The organism is Aliirhizobium wenxiniae (genome assembly GCF_019511445.1).
Classification (GTDB): Bacteria; Pseudomonadota; Alphaproteobacteria; order Rhizobiales; family Rhizobiaceae; genus Neorhizobium; species Neorhizobium wenxiniae_A.
Genome location: NZ_JAEUAN010000009.1, coordinates 23546 through 40660 on the forward strand (window position 1 = coordinate 23546; position 17115 = coordinate 40660).

Sequence of the window (17115 nt, forward strand, 5' to 3'; positions counted from 1 at the left end):
AAACTCCGGTAAATCTGCAGGCTGCTGCAACGGGTTGCGAGGGCATGCGTGAAATTGTTTCAATCGCTCCGATTGCGTTTCAACCGGAGCGATGCCGACCGGCCCCTGCACAGCCGTGCACAGGCGAACCGATCGGTCGCGGTTCTAGTGATCTCTCATAACGCTTTCATGACAGAGCCTGACGCCTAAGGCCTTACACCGCGCCGCGACGCCATGGCTCGGTCACAGCCAGCCATTGCCGCGTCCGCGCCTCAGGGTTTTCATGCAGCACGATATCGGTGACGACGGCCGCAGATGTCGCTCCCTGTTCGAGAACCAGCGAAGCCCGTTCCGCGGATATGCCGCCGATGGCGACGAGGGGGAGAGTGCCGATCCGCCGTTTCCAGTCTCCCACGCGATCGACACCCTGCGGCTGCCATTTCATCTTTTTCAGGATGGTCGGCCAGACCGGGCCGAGCGCAACATAGTCAGGCGCGACAGCCAAGGCCATATCAAGCTCGGCAATATCATGGGTCGATATGCCGAGTTTTAAGGCCGACCGGCGGATCGCGCCGAGATCGGCATCGCCAAGGTCCTCTTGCCCGAGATGGATGAAATCACACCCCTCGTCGATCGCGAGCTTCCAGTAATCGTTGACGATCAATTGGCAGCCATAGGCGAAGCAGATCGCCCTCGACCGGCGGATTTCCTGCCGCAACACACTGTCCGGCTTGTCCTTGACGCGCAGTTGCACGAGTTTGACACCAAGCGGCACCAGTCTCTCGATCCACTCGGCATTATCGACGATGAGGTAGAAAGGGTCGAGCCTCACGAAAACACCGCCTTTCCGATGACCGGTGTCGAGGGCACGGCCATCTCCCGCGGCTCAAGCATGCCGGCGAGATAAGCGAGCCGACCCGCATCGATCGCCTTAGCAAAGGCTTCGCCCATGGCCGGCGGATCGCCGGCACTGGCAACGGCCGTATTGAGCAGCACGGCATCGTAGCCAAGTTCCATCACCACGGCCGCGTGCGACGGCCGACCAAGACCGGCATCGACGATCAGCGGGATATCCGGAAAAGCCGCACGCATGGCGACAAGCGCCGATGGGTTACGCGGCCCCGCTGCCGAGCCGATCGGCGCGCACCAGGGCATCAGCACCCGGCAGCCTGCGGCCAGCAGTTTTTCGCCAACAATCAGATCGTCCGTCGTGTAGGGGAAAACGTCGAAGCCTTCGTTGGTGAGAATACGCGCGGCCTCCACCAGCTCGAACACATCCGGCTGCAAGCTGTCGTGATGGCCGATAACCTCGAGCTTGATCCAGTTGGTACCGAACACTTCACGCGCCATTTTTGCCGTGAGAACCGCCTCCGATGCGCTGTGGCATCCGGCAGTATTAGGCAGGATGCGCACACCGAGTTGGCGGATCAGCTCGAAAAACGCGCCGCCTGTCCTGCTGCCCGAAGTTTCACGGCGAAGCGAAACCGTGACAATACCCGCGCCGGAACGTTTGACTGCTTCTGAAAGCACGGCCGGAGAAGGATAACGGGCCGTGCCGAGCAACAGACGCGAAGACAATTCCGTATCGTAGAGTTTCAGCATGATTCAGCCTCCCTGCATGGGCGAAAGGATTTCGATCCGGTCCCCCTCTTCCAGATGGGTCTCTGCACGATCCTCGCGGTGGACGAGATCGCCGTTGATGGCGGTCGCCAGCCATTCGCCCTCGTATTCCAGGGCGAGAAGCAGATCCGCAAGCGTTGTGGCTTCAAGCGCCAGGGCTTCGCCGTTGACGACAAAATTCATGCGGTCATTCCTTCCTGAAGCGCAAAACCGTTGGAGAACCGGCCGGCAGCCTTTTTCGCCATGGCTGGCGCCAGCAGAAAACCGTGGCGATGCATGCCGGCAATCGCCAGCCCCTCCCCTGTTTCCACCACGCGCGGAACATTGTCGTCGAAGGCCGGGCGGATGCCGACGCCGGTTTCCACCACACGCGCCTCGCCGAAAGCCGGATGCAGCGCATAGGCCGCGTTCAAGAGTTCCATCAGCGAGCGCGCCGAAATCGGTCCGTCGTCATCGGTCTCGATCATCGTGGCGCCGACCATGAAACGATTGTCGTCACGCGGCACGACATAGATCGGGTGGCGCGGGTGCAGCATCCTCACCGGGCGCGACAGCGACACCTCTCCGGTTTCGAGATAAAGCATTTCGCCGCGCACGCCGCGAAGACCGGGGATATGCGGAATGGCCGCCGGTCCGGTGCAATCGAGAACGGCGGTATAGTTCTTTTTCGGCGGCGGCCCCCAGCCCAGATGGAACAAGCCGCCGAGATTGCGGATCGCCTTGGCGAGGCCGGTCAACGCCCGGCGCGGATCGAGATGCGCCTCGTTTTCGAAAAACAGCGCCTTGTCGAAGCGGCCGGAAAGCGAGGGTTCGAGATCGGCAATCTCGTTTCGACCGAGCCAGGCATGACCGTTTGTGCGGGATGCAAAACGGGTGAGATCGGCCAGATCGCGCGGCTGCGCCACCACCAGCGTGCCATTGCGGACAACCGCGCCCGGCACTGCCCGATCCCACCAGTCGGCGGCATCGAGGCCAAGCGTCAACACGATGTCTTCCGCCGCCTCGCGCTCGCAATAGGGCGCCAGCATGCCACCGGCAAAAAACGACGCCCCCTGCCCGATCGTGTCCTGATAATCGACGATATCGACATCTTCGCCGCGCCGGAGCAGCTCATAGGCAACGGAGAGACCGGCCACGCCGGCCCCCTTGACGAGAAAGAGAGACATCAGGCTTCTCCCTTCACATCAGCCAGCGGCATGTAGAGATCGCCGCCATCGCGATATTTCGCTGCCATCGCCTCCAGCCCCTCCTTCTGCGCCTCGGCGCGGATATCGTGCGAAATCCGCATCGAGCAGAATTTCGGGCCGCACATGGAGCAGAAATGCGCCACCTTGTGCGCATCCTTGGGCAGGGTTTCATCGTGGAAACTGCGCGCTGTGTCCGGGTCGAGCGAAAGGTTGAACTGGTCTTCCCAGCGGAACTCGAAACGCGCGCGAGACAGGGCGTCGTCGCGCATCTGCGCACCCGGATGCCCTTTTGCCAGATCGGCGGCATGGGCGGCAATCTTGTAGGTGATGACACCGGTTTTCACGTCGTCGCGATCGGGAAGGCCCAGATGCTCTTTCGGCGTGACGTAACACAGCATGGCCGTGCCGAACCAGCCGATCATCGCCGCACCTATCGCCGAAGTAATATGGTCGTAACCGGGGGCGATATCGGTGGTGAGCGGGCCGAGCGTATAGAATGGCGCCTCGCCGCAGGTCTTCAGCTGCTTGTCCATATTCTCCTTGATCTTGTGCATCGGCACATGGCCCGGCCCCTCGATCATCACCTGGCAATCCTTTTCCCAGGCGATTTTCGTGAGCTCCCCCAGCGTCTCCAGTTCGGCGAACTGGGCGGCATCATTGGCGTCGGCGATCGAGCCGGGGCGCAATCCATCGCCCAGAGAAAAGGTCACATCATAGGCGCGGGCGATGTCGCAGATCTCATCGAAATGTTCGTAGAGAAAGCTCTCGCGGTGATGATGCAGACACCACTTGGCCATGATCGAGCCGCCGCGCGAGACGATGCCGGTTACGCGGTTGACGGTGAGGTGGATATAGGAAAGCCGCACGCCGGCATGGATGGTGAAATAATCGACGCCCTGTTCCGCCTGTTCTATCAGCGTATCGCGATAAACCTCCCAGGTGAGATCCTCGGCAATGCCGTTGACCTTTTCCAGCGCCTGATAGAGCGGCACCGTGCCGATCGGCACTGGCGAATTGCGGATGATCCATTCACGGATATTGTGGATGTTGCGGCCGGTCGACAGATCCATGACCGTATCGGCGCCCCAGCGGATCGCCCAGACCATTTTTTCCACCTCTTCCGCCATGGAGGAGGTGACGGCGGAATTGCCGATATTGGCGTTGATCTTGACCAGAAAATTGCGACCGATGATCATCGGTTCGCTTTCGGGATGATTGATATTGGCCGGGATGACGGCGCGGCCTTCGGCCACTTCGCGGCGGACGAATTCCGGCGTAATGTAATCCGGGATATGCGCGCCAAAACTCTCGCCGTCCCGCGACAGCGCCTCCTTTGCCGCCTGCCGGCCGATGTTTTCGCGGATGGCGATGAATTCCATCTCGGGCGTAATGATTCCCGCACGCGCATAGGCTAGCTGGGTAACCGCGCGACCGGCATTGGCCTTGAATGGCATGTTGCGAATGGGAAATTCCGGCGTCAGCCGCTCGCCGGTGGCAAAGCCGTTGTCCTCCGGCTTGACGTGGCGGCCCTCGTATCGGGCGACATCGCCGCGAGAAAGAACCCAGTTTTCGCGCAGGCGCGGAAGTCCCTGGTCGATCGCGACGATATGGGCAGGATCGGTATAAGGCCCGGAACTGTCATAGACCAGGACCGGCGGCTCGCCGGATGTCGGGTGAAGCGCAATCTCGCGCATCGGCACGCGGAGATCGGGATATTCTCGTCCTTCGAGATGGATTTTTCGAGACGCCGGAAATGCGCCCGAGGTAACGGTCGGGCTATGATTTTTGGCGGCAATATTCATCGTGAGGCTCCAAGTTTCAAGGTTGGAGACCCAGTCCTAGAGCCGGAAAGATGGAAGAACGCTGATCACGGAATCCGGGTTACGGATTTACAATTATCGCAGCGTTTTGCACCGTCCCTACGCCAGTATGAACTGGATCAGGTTCAACGGGTCACTGCGCGCGATAGCAGAATCTCAGCCCCTTGCCGGGACACCCCTGGTGAATGCGTTGAGGCTATGACAGCCGGATTACTCGGTCAAGTGGCAATGATGCGTTTTGAATTGCATGGCGAAACGCTCTGTTTTTACTCGGAAAACTACGATTTTCTGCAAACCTCAATGCGCGGTCAGCTGTGTGAGCAACGACTGCCAGCCGCATCTCGCCCCCTGACGCCAGGCGGCTGCATCGGCATGCGGTTGAAACTCGCTTCGGGTCTCGTCGGCACCCGATTTCTCTCCATACAGGCTCGTCAGCGCCATCATCGCAACGCCGATCGCACCGACCTCCGCCTGACCACTCCGCGCCACCGGGCGATCGAGAATGTCGGCCTGCAACTGCATCAGAAAATCGTTGGACGATGCGCCGCCATCGGCCAGCAAGCCGTCGAGCCTTGCCCCGAGATCCTTTTCCATGGCGACGAAAACATCCGATATCTGCAGCACGATGGCATCGAGCGTGGCGCGCGCCAGATGAGCGCGGGTCGTCGCCAGCGTCATGCCGGAAATCGTGCCCGAGACATTGTCGTTCCAATGCGGTGCACCCAATCCCGCAAGAGCCGGGACGAAGACAACGCCAGCCGAATCCGGAACGGTCTGGGCAAGAGCGGAGAGCGCCTTTGCATCCGGCAGGCCGAGCATCTCGGCGGCAAAGGCGGCGGCCTGCGCCGAAACGGTAATATTGCCTTCCAGCGCGTAAGCCACGCCGTTCCGGTCGCTCCAGGCGATCGTGCTGGAGAGACCGTTTTTCGACAACACCCGTCCGGGCGTCAGCGTCATCAGCGACGAACCGGTTCCGTATGTTGCCTTGACCAGACCCGGCGCACGGACGCGATGACCGTAAAGCGCTGCATGGCTGTCCCCCATCATCGCAAGGATCGGAACACCGGCATCGAGTGCCGTCGCGCCCTCGGCCACCTCGCCGAACCGGCTGTCCGACAGGCACACTTCGGGCAGGGCTGTAACCGGAACGCCGAAAAGGTCGCAAAGACCTTCGTCCCATGTCAACGAGCCGGTATTGAACAGCTGCGTGCGCGATGCATTAGAATGGTCGGTGGCGAATTCCTTTCCGCCCGTCAGCTTGTAGAGCAGCCAGCTATCGACCGTGCCTGCACGAAGCAGACCTTGTGCGGCGAGCGCCTTCGCCTCGGCCACGTTCTCCATCACCCAGGCGAGTTTGGAAGCGGGAAAAAGCGCATTGATGGAAAGCCCGGTCGCCTCGACCACAACAGGATCATGACCTTCGGCAATCAGCGCCTCGCAGGCCCTTGCCGTGCGGCGGCACTGCCAAAGTATGGCCGGTGCGATGGCCTTGCCCGTTTCGGCATTCCAGACGACCAGCGTCTCGCGCTGGTTTGCGATCGCAAGCCCGGCAATCCCGGCACCGGCCTTGCCGACAATCTCGGCGATCACCGCCTGCACCGTCGCCCAGATATCCTCGGCCGATTGCTCCGCCCAACCGGGGTGAGGATAGCTGGATGTCAGGGGAGCAGAGGCCTTGGCGACGACCTCCCCCGCCGAATTGACCAGGATCGCCTTGGTATTGGTCGTTCCCTGGTCAACGGCAATGATGAATTCTCCCCTCCCGGCTTCACTCATCCCCGCTTGCGCCCGATCGCCTTGCGTGCGGATCTGGCGATCCCGGTGGCCGTCAGGCCAAAGTGATCGAATAGCCATTCGACCGAGCCGGTCGGCACGAAGCCCGGAAAGCCCATCCGCTCGATCGGCACCGGAAGATTGGCCGAAGTGTGTTCAGCAACCGCGCCGCCGAGACCGCCGTGAATATTGGCTTCCTCGACCGTGACGATCGCCCCCGTCTCGCTGGCGGCGGCGGAAATCGCAGCCTCGTCGAGCGGCGAAATGGTCGCCATGTTGAGGACACGGGCGGAAATGCCCTCGGCTTCGAGTTCGACTGCCGCCTGGACGGCCAGATGCACCATTGTGCCGCAGGCAATGATCGTCACGTCATCACCCTTGCGGACGGTTTCTGCCTTGCCGGGCTGGAATTTCCGGTTTTCAACCACAAGATCCGGTACCGGCATACGACTCAGCCTGATATAGACCGGGCCTTCATATGCCGCCGCCCATTTGACCGCTTCTGCCGTTTCCCAGCTATCGGCCGGAACCACGACCTTGATATTGCTCAACGGTCGCAACCAGGCGAAATCCTCGATCGAATGGTGTGTCGGCCCGAGCTCGCCATAGGCGACGCCGGACGATTGACCGACAAGCTTCACGTTGAATCCGGCATAGGCGATATCGGCCTTGACCTGTTCGAGCGCACGGCCGGTCAGGAAGCAGGATGCCGCCGAGACGAAGGGGATGCGGCCGCCATTGGCAAGACCGGCGCCGACGCCCACCATGTTCTGTTCGGCAATGCCGACATTGACCAGTCGATCCGGGAACTTCTTCTGGAAGCCGCCGAGCTTGGAGGAGCCGACGGAGTCATTGACGACGGCGACGATGCGCGGATCGTTTTCGGCAAGCTCCTCGATCGTGCGTGCCCAGGCATCGCGACAATCGTAAAAACCTTGCTGTTTTGCAGCGGGTGCAGCCATCAGACCAGTTCCTCCATGGCGGTATTATATTGCTCGGCATTCGGCACGCCATGGTGCCAGGACGCCTTGTTTTCCATGAACGAGACGCCCTTGCCCTTGATCGTATTGGCAATGATGCAGAGCGGTTTCGAACGGCCGCCCGGCGGTTCGGACAGAGCGTTGACGAGCGCGCCGACATCATGCCCGTCAATCACTTCGACATCCCAGCCGAAGGCGCGGAACTTGTCGTCAAGCGGATCGAGACCGTTGGTCTCTTCCGTTCCCATGCCCTGCTGCAGCCGGTTGCGGTCGACGATGAGAGTAAACTTGCCGAGCTTGCGATTGCCCGCACTCATCGCCGCTTCCCAGTTCGAGCCTTCCTGCAACTCTCCGTCGCCGGTCAGCACGAAGGTGCGGTAGTCGCTGCCGGTCAGCTGCCCGGCGATCGCGATACCGAGCGCCACCGGCAGGCCATGGCCGAGCGGTCCGGTATTGGTTTCCACGCCGGGAAGATAGTTGCGGTTCGGATGGCCGTTCAGCTTCGACTGCGGCTGCATATAGGTCTTCAGCCATTCTTCCGGATAATAGCCGGCAGCGCAAAGGGCGGTGTAAAGCGCGCCCGTTGCGTGGCCCTTCGACATGATGAAGCGATCCCGCTCCGGCATATCCGGCTTTTTCGGGTCATACCGCATCACGCCGAAATAGAGCGTCGCGATGATGTCGATCGCCGAAAAATCGCCGCCGGGATGTCCGAGCTGGGCATCATGGACCATCGTGAAAGCCCTGCGGCGCATCCACAATGCTTTCTCGCGAATGGTATCGACGAGGTCATTCTTCAACATGGGTATTGGCCTTTCATTGCCGGACTGGGCCGGACTGGGCCGGACCTGACTGTTGCCGCAAGCGGCGCCTACATGGCGCCGAACAGGGCCTTCTGCGCGATCTTCAACGCGCCGATCGCGTCGTGGCGGCTCTGCGCTTCCTTCAATGCGTCGACATCGAGCGCATCGAGCCCCTTGTCGGCAGCTTTGAGGAAATCGATCGCGTGATTGGCGGTTGCGACGCTGTCTTCACGGAACGGGAACTGGTCGAGCTGCCACACGCCTTCCCACTTGTTCTTCCGCAGAACATAGAAGAACTCGAAGAGTTCGATCGGATGCAGGCTGCCGGCGACCAGATCGTCGTCCCAAGAGCGGTAGTTGTCGTTGACGTCCATGCCGAACAGACGGCCATAATCGATAGCCAGCTGGGCACCGTCGGCTGCCGATTCACCGCCCATGATGGCGTGGCCGAAATCGAGCAGGATGCCGACATTCGGCAGACCGATCTTCTCGATACCGAGAAGCGTGCGGGCAACCGAGCCAAAACTCATCCGCACCCGCGGCTCGCGCGGCTTGTATTCGATGACGAATTTCAGATCCGGGTTTTCGCTGGCGAGCTGGCCGACGCCATCGAGCGAGTGCTTCCACAGCGTGCCGTAATCGACCTGGAACGGATAATCCCAGCCATCCTGGCCCGGCCACAGCTTGACGTAATCGGCGCCGAAATAACGGACCTGATCGCAGGCCTCGGTCACCAGTTCATGGGTGCGGCGACGCACGCCCGCATCCGGATTGGTGAAGGAGCCCTTGACGAATTCGCGCGTGTAGATTTCCGGCGTGATGCCGATGACGCCGAGCTTGTTGCGATCGAGCGCCTCTTTGACCTGCGCATTGGAAAAGTCGCCGCCGAAGAAGGGATAGTTGATATCGACAACCGACAGATCCTTGACCTGGCCGGCCAGATCGATCGCCTCGATGACGCTGCGCGGCGTGCCGTAACCATCCGTCGCGTAACGGTCGAGATAGGTTGCGAAATGCCAGATCCCGGCGCCGAAACGTTGTTCAGTCATGATGCTTCCTCCGATTATTCCGTGTCGTCATTGTCGGCTTGCGGCGTGGCTTTGCGCATCCTCAGCGCCAAAGCAGCCCATCCCTCCTCAGGATGGGCATCAGACCGGATCAAAACCCAACAAAAGACTTTTGATTACTTTCGATCTCTTTCGTTTGGACATTAGTTGACACACGTCGGCATAACATTCAAGCGCTTTATTGGCACCTCAGCCTGCGAAATGCGCAAAAAACATGCCGCACTGCAACATAAGCGAGAATAACACCATGTGATCGCCACACAAAAGCGCAGACATCAAAAACATATTGACATTAAACGAAAGTGATCGATAGTTTGCCACAGACGCCACGGGAGGGTGGTCTTTTTTTTTCAACGGGAGGTAATCATGCAGCTTACGAAACGTCTTTTGATGTCCGTCGTCGCACTCGGCATTGCCGGCGCCATGTCAGGCACCGCACTTGCGGCCGATACGATCGCGATCATCACGCCGAGCCATTCCAATCCGTTCTTCAAGGCTGAAGCCGATGGTGCTGCAGCAAAAGCGAAGGAACTGGGTTATGCGACCATGGTTCTGGTTCACGACGATGATGCCAACAAGCAGAGCGAACTCTTCGACAGCGCCATTGCAGCCGGCGTGAAGGCCATCATTCTCGACAATGCCGGCGCGGATGCTTCCGTTGCCGCCGTACAGAAGGCCAAGGACAAGGGCATTCCCTCGTTCCTGATCGACCGCGAAATCACCACGACCGGCGTCGCCGTTTCTCAGATCGTCTCCAACAACTACCAGGGCGCCCAGCTCGGAGCGGAAGAATTCGTCAAGCTGATGGGCGAAAAGGGCAATTATGCCGAACTGCTCGGCAAGGAATCCGACACCAATGCCGGCATTCGCTCGCAGGGCTATCACGATGTCATCGACCAGTATTCGGAGATGAAGCTGGTTGCCAAGCAGACGGCCAACTGGTCGCAGACCGAAGCCTATACCGTTATGGAATCGATGCTGCAGGCACACCCGGATATCAAGGGCGTGATCTCGGGTAACGATACGATGGCCATGGGCGCCTATGCGGCACTTGAAGCCGCCGGCCGCAAGGATGTGATCGTCGTCGGCTTCGACGGTTCCAACGACGTCCGCGACTCGATCAAGAAGGGCGGCATCAAGGCAACCGTTCTCCAGCCGGCCTACCAGCAGGCACAGAATGCCGTCGAACAGGCGGACAAGTTCATCAAGACCGGCTCGACCGGCCTCGATGAAAAGCAGCTGATGGATTGCATTCTTATCAATGCTGACAATGCCGAAAAGCTCGAGACCTTCGCGCTGAAGCCATAAGACCGCCATCGCCACCCGGGGCGCCACAGGCGGCCCCGGGTGCCTCTTGCTTTAAAAGAAGTGCGGGTACCCATGAAGATCACGACCCTGTTTGTGGCAAGCCTTCTTGCCGCGTCCGTTTCCGGCTGCAAACTGGTGAAAACCGGCGATGGCGAAGCTGCTGCCGATCCCATCGCCGAGTCCGTCGAGACGACATTCGACGCCAAGCTCGTTCCGGCCCTGACTGAAAAGGCAGTCGATCTTGCGACGCTGCAAAATGCGATCAAGGGCAGCCTCGACAAGGCGGGCGAAAGCTATGGCACTCGCGTCGGTGGCGCCGGCGGCGGCTGGAATTTCCCGGTCAAGGGCACAGCCACCGTCCTGGAAGATACTCGCGCCAGCACCAAGGCCGGCGTTGCCGAAATCGACGTCGATGGCGACGGAAAGGCCGACGCGACGCTCCAGCTCGGCCCGGTCGTCAAGGGCAGCGCCTTGCGCGACACCACCAACCTTTATGATTTCTCTACATTCCGTGACCAGATCGAATACGCGAAACTGGGGCGCGCACTGAACGACAAGGCCGTCTCCAAGCTTCCCGCTGCCGATACCGAGCTGAAGGGCAAGAAAGTGGATTTCGTCGGTGCGGTGGTCATCCGCTCGGCCAGCGAAAAACCGCTGATCACGCCGGTCTCGATCGAGGTCGCGCCATGACGGAAGCAAATCCCATCGGCCTTTCGATCCGCAACGGCTCAAAAATCTATCCCGGCACCCAGGCACTGAAGAATGTCGATTTCGACCTGCGCATGGGGGCGGTCAACGTTCTCGTCGGTGAAAACGGCGCCGGAAAATCGACGCTGATGAAGATCATCGCCGGCGTCGAGCAGCTGAACGGCGGCACGATCGAAATAGACGGCCAGCAGGTCGTCTTTGCCGACAAGACGGATGCCGCAAAACATGGCGTCGGCATCGTGTTTCAGGAACTCAACCTGTTCCCCAACCTCACCGTCGCGGAAAACATCTTCGTCGGTCACGAAAAGACGCGCGCCGGAATCCATATCGACAGCCAGGCGCAGAGATCGGCTGCCGCAGCGCTGATGAAGCGTCTCGAACAGAATATCGACCCGGATACGCCGCTTGGAAACCTGCGGATCGGCCAGCAGCAGATCGTCGAGATTGCCAAGGCTCTGGCCGAAAATGCACGGATCCTGATCCTCGACGAACCGACCTCGGCGCTTTCGGCAGCAGAGGTGGAAGTGCTGTTCCGAGTGATCAACGACCTGAGGAAACAGGGCGTCGGCATCGTCTATATTTCCCACCGGCTGGAAGAGCTGATCCGCATCGGCGACTATATCACCGTTCTGCGCGACGGCGCGATCACCGGATCGCGTTCGATGCAGGGAGTCGATATTCCCTGGATCGTCGCCAACATGATCGGCAGCGCCTCGAAGGAATTTCCGAAGACCGGCGACCACGAACTCGGCCAGGAAGTCTTCCGCGTCGATAACGTCTGCCTTCCGAGCCCGGCCGGCGGTTATGCCGTCGATCACATGTCGCTTTCCGTCCGCGAGGGCGAGATAGTCGGGCTTTATGGCCTGATGGGCGCAGGCCGTTCGGAGCTTCTCGAATGCATCATGGCGCAGCACCCGAATTCCTCGGGCCAGATTTTCATCGGCGGCAAGCCGGTGAAGGAGAAAAGTGTGTCCGGCCGCATCCGCCGCGGTCTGGCGCTGATCCCGGAAGATCGCAAGCGTGACGGTCTCGTGCAGATCATGACGATCCGCGAAAACCTGACCATGTCGTCGCTTTATGATTTCACCCGCGGCTTTCACCTGTCGCTGAAGGCCGAAGCCGCCAAAGCGGCGGAATTCGTCAAGCGCATGGCGATCAAGATCGCCAGCCTCGAACACCCGGTCTCCAGCCTTTCCGGCGGCAACCAGCAGAAAGTCGTCATCGGCAAGGCGCTGATGACAAAGCCGAAAATCCTGCTGATGGACGAACCGTCACGCGGCATCGATATCGGCGCCAAGGCGGAGATCTTTCGCACCATGCGCCGGCTTGCCGCCGATGGCCTCGGCATTCTCTTCGTAACATCCGATCTGGAAGAAGTTCTCGCCCTTTCCGATCGCGTACTCGTCATGGCGAATGGACGGCTGACCGGGCAATTCCCGGCCGGCGCGAGCGCTGCGGAGGTCATTTCCGCGGCAACCCCAAATCTGAACAGGGTTGAAACACAATGAGCAGCATCGACGCCTCGGGCAACGCCAAGACCGTAATCGGCGGTCACAAATCCAGAACATCGGCGCTTCTGCTGCTTCTGCACATGCGCACCTTCGTGGCGCTGATCCTGGTCTTCACCTTCTTCGCCATCGCGGCACCGAACTTCCTGACGACAGGCAACATGCTGATCATCTCCAAGCATGTGGCGCTGAACGCCATCCTGGCGATCGGCATGACATTCGTCATCATCGCCGGCGGCATCGATCTTTCGGTCGGCTCGATCGTCGGGCTGTGCGCCATGGTGGCAGGATATCTGGTTCTCTACGGCATCGATCTCGGCTTTGTCGGTGTCGCCTACAGCGTCCAGTTCAACACGATCGAGATCTGCCTCATCGTGCTCGTCGTCGGCATATTCATAGGCTGGATAAACGGGATGCTGATAACAAAGCTGAATGTCGCGCCCTTCATCGCGACGCTCGGCATCCTCTATGTCGCCCGCGGCTCGGCACTTCTCTTCTCCGAAGGCCGGACCTTTCCGAATCTTTCGGGCAATCCGGAATACGGTTCGGACACGTTCCGGGTCATTGGCTCCGGCACATTCCTCGGCCTGCCCGTCTCCGTCTGGATCATGGTCGTGGTCGCATTGGGAGCCGCCTATCTCGCGACGCGCACGCCGCTTGGCCGGCATATCTATGCCGTCGGCGGCAACGAGCGCGGGGCTGCACTCTCCGGTGTCAATGTCGACCGCACCAAACTGTTCGTCTACATGTTTTCCGGGCTTTGCGCGGCACTCGTCGGCCTGATCATCTCGTCACAGCTGCAGGCCAGCCATCCGGCGACCGGCGAGACATTTGAACTCAATGCCATTGCCGCAGCGGTCCTGGGCGGTACATCCATGTCCGGTGGACGCGGCCGCATCGCCGGCACCATTGTCGGCGCATTCGTGATCGGCATTCTTGCGGACGGACTGATCATGATGGGCGTTTCGTCCTTCTGGCAGACCGTGATCAAAGGCCTCGTCATCATAGCCGCCGTGGTCGTCGATCAGGTGCAGCAGAAGCTGCAGGCCCGTGTCGTGCTACAGCAGAACGCGAATTGAGGATTTAAAGCGCAAGGCTGTTCCTGTAATGATCCCATAAAAGAGAGTCGAATAGTTTCGATTGTTTGCGGTTCAAGGATTTAGGCAGGCCGGAATGGAAGCGAAAGAAGAGCAGGATGCTTCGGAGTCGATGATCGGCCTGCTGTCCGAGCCGAGACGACGCCGTATCCTCGAATGGCTTCAGGAAGAAGGGTCGGCGCGGGTGAGAGATCTCGCCGGCGCCTTCCGCGTGTCGGAAGCGACGATCAGGCAGGACCTTGAGCGGCTGGAAAGCGAAGGCTTCATCACCCGCGAACATGGCGGCGCCTATCTCAACACCGCAGCCCCCGCAACCGGCACGATGACGCTCCACCATCAGGAGAACATGGACAAGAAGCGCCGCATCGGCGCGCTTGCCGCAAGCCTGGTCAAGGACGGCGAGACGCTGATCCTCGACGCGGGCACAACGACGACGGAAATCGCAACCCGGCTGACCAACCGGCGCGACCTGACCCTGATCACCAACGCGCTGAACATCGCCATTATCTTAGGCTCGGTGCCGACCTTTGCGGTGCATATGCCGGGCGGGCAGTTCAAATCGCCGACGCTGTCGCTCTCGGGCGACAAGTCGGTCGAGTATTTCCGCAACATCTTCGCCGGAAAACTGTTTCTCGCCACTGCCGGCGTGGCGCTCGATGCGGGCCTCACCTATCCGAGCTTTGCCGACTTGCAGCTCAAGGAAGCGATGATCAAGGCCGCGGCGCATGTCTATCTCGTCGCTGATAGCACCAAGATCAACCGCTCGTCCTTCACCCGCCTCGGATCGCTGGACGTGATCAATTCCTTCATCACCGATGACGGGATTTCCGACCGGGATGCGAAAGAGTTCGAGAAGCGCGGGATCGAGGTTCTGATAGCAAAATAAAGCGCATCTTCCGGCGACTGCGCAATATTTTCATCCCTATCGGAGTTTTCCGAGCGCGTTTACCTGTTGCAATTCAAGCGTCTGTTGAAATAAACTTGGCCCGTTCTCAGGGCGGGGTGTAACTCCCCACCGGCGGTATCGGGGTTTCCCCCGGAGCCCGCGAGCGCTTCCTTGAAAAAGGAAGGTCAGCAGATCCGGTGAGATGCCGGAGCCGACGGTTATAGTCCGGATGGAAGAGACCAACCCGCGGCGGCCTTTGACCGGGCTGCCCGTGGCGCTTGTTCGCCCAAGGGATAGTTTTGTCGGTGATAAGCCGATGCAACAGCCTTAACCGGCTTAACCCTTGAAAGACTTGAAATGACGATTTCCAGAATTGAAGACGCAATCGAAGCTTTTTCCCGCGGGGAAATGGTTGTGGTTGTCGATGACGAGGATCGCGAAAACGAAGGCGATCTGATCTTTGCCGCGGAAGATGCGACAAACGAAAAGATCGCGTTCATGATGAACAAGGCCCGTGGCCTGATCTGCATCGCCATGGACCACAATCGCATTGACGAACTCGAACTGCCCCTCATGGTGCCGAACAATACGGAATCGATGAAGACCGCCTTCACCGTGTCCGTCGATTACATTCCCGGCACCACGACCGGCATTTCGGCCGCCGACCGGGCCGCGACCGTCAAGGCGCTTGTCGACCCAACCGTCCGCCCTGCCGATTTTGCCCGCCCCGGCCATATCTTCCCCTTGCGGGCAAATCCGGAAGGCGTTCTCGGTCGCACCGGTCACACGGAAGCGGCAGTCGATCTATGCAAATTGGCAGGAAAATCCCCGGCAGGCGTCATCTGCGAGATCTCCAATGATGACGGCACCATGGCCCGGCTTCCCGATCTCGAGATCTTTGCCGAGCAGAACGGCCTGCTTGTCATCACCATTGAGGACCTCGTTCGATATTTAAACGACGCGAAGACCGGAGCGCTGGCCGCAGCCTGACAGGCTCTGCGCATTCGACAAAGTTACGGCGAGCCTCACCGACTCGCCGTTTTTATTTGTGCTCCAAAGGCAGGATGATCCGCGCCACAAGCCCATTGGGTTTTCGATCCAGCAGAGCAAGTTTTCCATGATGCGCCTGGACAATCTCGGCAACGATCGAAAGGCCGAGGCCAAACCCGGTTTCGGTGTCCTGGCGCGCCGTATCCACCTTGAAGAAGGGTTCGAGTACACGCGTGCGATATTGCTCGGGAATACCCGGCCCGTCATCACTGATGTCGATGATCGCCTGACCATCGATGACACGAAGCTCGACATTCACATGCGTGCCGAACTTTGTCGCGTTTTCGCAGAGATTAGTGATCGCACGCGTCAGCGCCAGAGGCTTGAAGTTGGTGACCATCCGCGCCGGGCCATCATACTGCATGTCATGCCCCATGTCTGCGAATTCGTCACACGTCGTCTGCAGTACGGAGGCAAGATCCGCGCGTTGCGAGACTTCCCGCTGGTAATTGTCGCGGAGGTAACCGAGGCTCTCCTTCAGCAGCCTGTCGATACGCTCGATATCTCCCAGCAACGCCTCCCTGACCTCATCCTCCTTCACCCGTTCGGCCCGCAGCCGCAGGCGCGTCAGCGGCGTCCTCAGGTCGTGGCTGATTCCGCGCAGCATCCGCGTCCGGGATTCCACCATAGTCGATATCCGCCGCTGCATGCCGTTCAGCGCGCGCGCGAGTGTCACGATCTCGACTGTCCCTTGTTCTTCGAAAATTGCCGGACCGAATGAAATATCCGCCTTCATTGCAGCCGAAGCGATACGTCGCAGCGGACTGGTGAGCGCCCTGACCGCGAAGATGGAAAACAGGATGATAAGCGTGACCGTCGCCACCAGATAATTCGAGCCGAATATCAGTGCATCGTTACGAAGAAAGCTTTCCGGCAGTTCCATGACGAGAATTCTCTCGTCATCGATCTTGGCTGCCAGGATGCGTTTACCGTCGACGAACGTTCTCCAGCCTCCGAATGGGACAGGATAATTCTCCGGCGGAATCAGCCGGTCGATTGCAATCTGGAGAAACGGCTCGTCGGGGGAGTATGTGGTGAAGCGCTCCGAATACGAGAGCGGCTGCAGCACCAAACGCAAGCCTTCGCGATTGGCAGCGGCAAGGATCACCTCTCTTTCGGCATCAGAAGCCGATCTGAGCACCGAGGCGATTGCCGACACCTCTGCCGACAAGCTTTCCATGTCAGGCGCGCCGTATTGTTCCCTGACCCAGCTTTCCAGTGTCGAACCGATGATGAAAGCGATGACAAGGCAGGCGAAAATGACTGCGGTGATCTGGCCGTGAATGGTTGAAAACAGCTGGGAAATCCGAAATCCCAAAGCGCCCCCCT

At 59.8% G+C, this 17115-nt stretch carries 16 protein-coding genes and 2 riboswitches; of the genes, 6 read left to right on the forward strand and 10 right to left on the reverse strand.

All coding sequences use genetic code 11. The annotated features are described in order from the left end of the window. Positions 1-193: 193 nt before the first annotated feature. The 9 genes from JNB91_RS12635 to JNB91_RS12675 all read right to left on the reverse strand — a co-directional run bounded on the left by JNB91_RS12635 (position 194) and on the right by JNB91_RS12675 (position 9211). Positions 194-811, reverse strand: coding sequence for a thiamine phosphate synthase (locus JNB91_RS12635; RefSeq protein WP_220325872.1), 618 nt, complete (start codon positions 809-811; stop codon positions 194-196). Beyond that, positions 808-1581 carry a thiazole synthase gene (locus JNB91_RS12640; RefSeq protein WP_220325873.1) on the reverse strand — a complete coding sequence of 258 codons (774 nt, stop codon included), beginning with the start codon at positions 1579-1581 and terminating at the stop codon, positions 808-810. The genes JNB91_RS12635 and JNB91_RS12640 overlap by 4 nt, the downstream gene beginning before the upstream one ends. Positions 1582-1584: 3 nt before the next feature. Next, a complete protein-coding gene (thiS, locus tag JNB91_RS12645; protein ID WP_220325874.1) occupies positions 1585-1782 on the reverse strand; it encodes a sulfur carrier protein ThiS in 198 nt (65 codons plus the stop codon). Continuing rightward, a complete protein-coding gene (thiO, locus tag JNB91_RS12650) occupies positions 1779-2765 on the reverse strand; it encodes a glycine oxidase ThiO (protein ID WP_220325875.1) in 987 nt (328 codons plus the stop codon). Before thiO ends, thiS begins: the two co-directional genes overlap by 4 nt. Continuing rightward, on the reverse strand, positions 2765-4588 hold the full coding sequence (gene thiC / locus JNB91_RS12655) for a phosphomethylpyrimidine synthase ThiC (RefSeq protein WP_220325876.1): 1824 nt from the start codon (positions 4586-4588) through the stop codon (positions 2765-2767). Before thiC ends, thiO begins: the two co-directional genes overlap by 1 nt. Before the next feature lie 96 nt (positions 4589-4684). After that, positions 4685-4796: riboswitch (TPP riboswitch) on the reverse strand. A gap of 107 nt (positions 4797-4903) precedes the next feature. Further along, complete coding sequence (locus JNB91_RS12660) at positions 4904-6382, reverse strand: FGGY-family carbohydrate kinase (RefSeq protein ID WP_220325877.1); 1479 nt, start codon at positions 6380-6382, stop codon at positions 4904-4906. Beyond that, positions 6379-7341, reverse strand: coding sequence for a transketolase family protein (locus tag JNB91_RS12665; protein ID WP_220325878.1), 963 nt, complete (start codon positions 7339-7341; stop codon positions 6379-6381). The genes JNB91_RS12660 and JNB91_RS12665 overlap by 4 nt, the downstream gene beginning before the upstream one ends. Then, complete coding sequence (locus tag JNB91_RS12670) at positions 7341-8162, reverse strand: transketolase (RefSeq protein WP_430736272.1); 822 nt, start codon at positions 8160-8162, stop codon at positions 7341-7343. Before JNB91_RS12670 ends, JNB91_RS12665 begins: the two co-directional genes overlap by 1 nt. Before the next feature lie 68 nt (positions 8163-8230). After that, the gene (locus JNB91_RS12675; protein ID WP_220325879.1) at positions 8231-9211 is read right to left on the reverse strand and encodes a sugar phosphate isomerase/epimerase family protein; all 981 of its coding nucleotides are present in this window, start codon (positions 9209-9211) and stop codon (positions 8231-8233) included. 384 nt (positions 9212-9595) lie between these two features. Between JNB91_RS12675 and JNB91_RS12680 the strand changes: the two genes are divergently transcribed. The 6 genes from JNB91_RS12680 to ribB all read left to right on the forward strand — a co-directional run bounded on the left by JNB91_RS12680 (position 9596) and on the right by ribB (position 15726). After that, positions 9596-10537, forward strand: coding sequence for a D-ribose ABC transporter substrate-binding protein (locus JNB91_RS12680; RefSeq protein ID WP_220325880.1), 942 nt, complete (start codon positions 9596-9598; stop codon positions 10535-10537). A gap of 72 nt (positions 10538-10609) precedes the next feature. Further along, positions 10610-11227, forward strand: a complete 618-nt coding sequence (locus tag JNB91_RS12685; protein WP_220325881.1) for a DUF2291 family protein — start codon at positions 10610-10612, stop codon at positions 11225-11227. Continuing rightward, a complete protein-coding gene (locus JNB91_RS12690; protein ID WP_220325882.1) occupies positions 11224-12753 on the forward strand; it encodes a sugar ABC transporter ATP-binding protein in 1530 nt (509 codons plus the stop codon). Before JNB91_RS12685 ends, JNB91_RS12690 begins: the two co-directional genes overlap by 4 nt. Positions 12754-12836: 83 nt before the next feature. After that, positions 12837-13832, forward strand: coding sequence for an ABC transporter permease (locus tag JNB91_RS12695; RefSeq protein WP_223218170.1), 996 nt, complete (start codon positions 12837-12839; stop codon positions 13830-13832). Positions 13833-13926: 94 nt separating this feature from the next. Then, positions 13927-14736, forward strand: coding sequence for a DeoR/GlpR family DNA-binding transcription regulator (locus tag JNB91_RS12700; protein ID WP_220325884.1), 810 nt, complete (start codon positions 13927-13929; stop codon positions 14734-14736). 98 nt (positions 14737-14834) lie between these two features. Then, positions 14835-14981: riboswitch (FMN riboswitch) on the forward strand. A 112-nt stretch (positions 14982-15093) separates the two neighbouring features. Continuing rightward, a complete protein-coding gene (gene ribB / locus JNB91_RS12705; RefSeq protein WP_220325885.1) occupies positions 15094-15726 on the forward strand; it encodes a 3,4-dihydroxy-2-butanone-4-phosphate synthase in 633 nt (210 codons plus the stop codon). Positions 15727-15778: 52 nt separating this feature from the next. Here the strand turns inward: ribB and JNB91_RS12710 are convergent, their stop codons facing one another. Then, a complete protein-coding gene (locus JNB91_RS12710) occupies positions 15779-17104 on the reverse strand; it encodes an ATP-binding protein (protein WP_220325886.1) in 1326 nt (441 codons plus the stop codon). Positions 17105-17115: the final 11 nt, after the last annotated feature.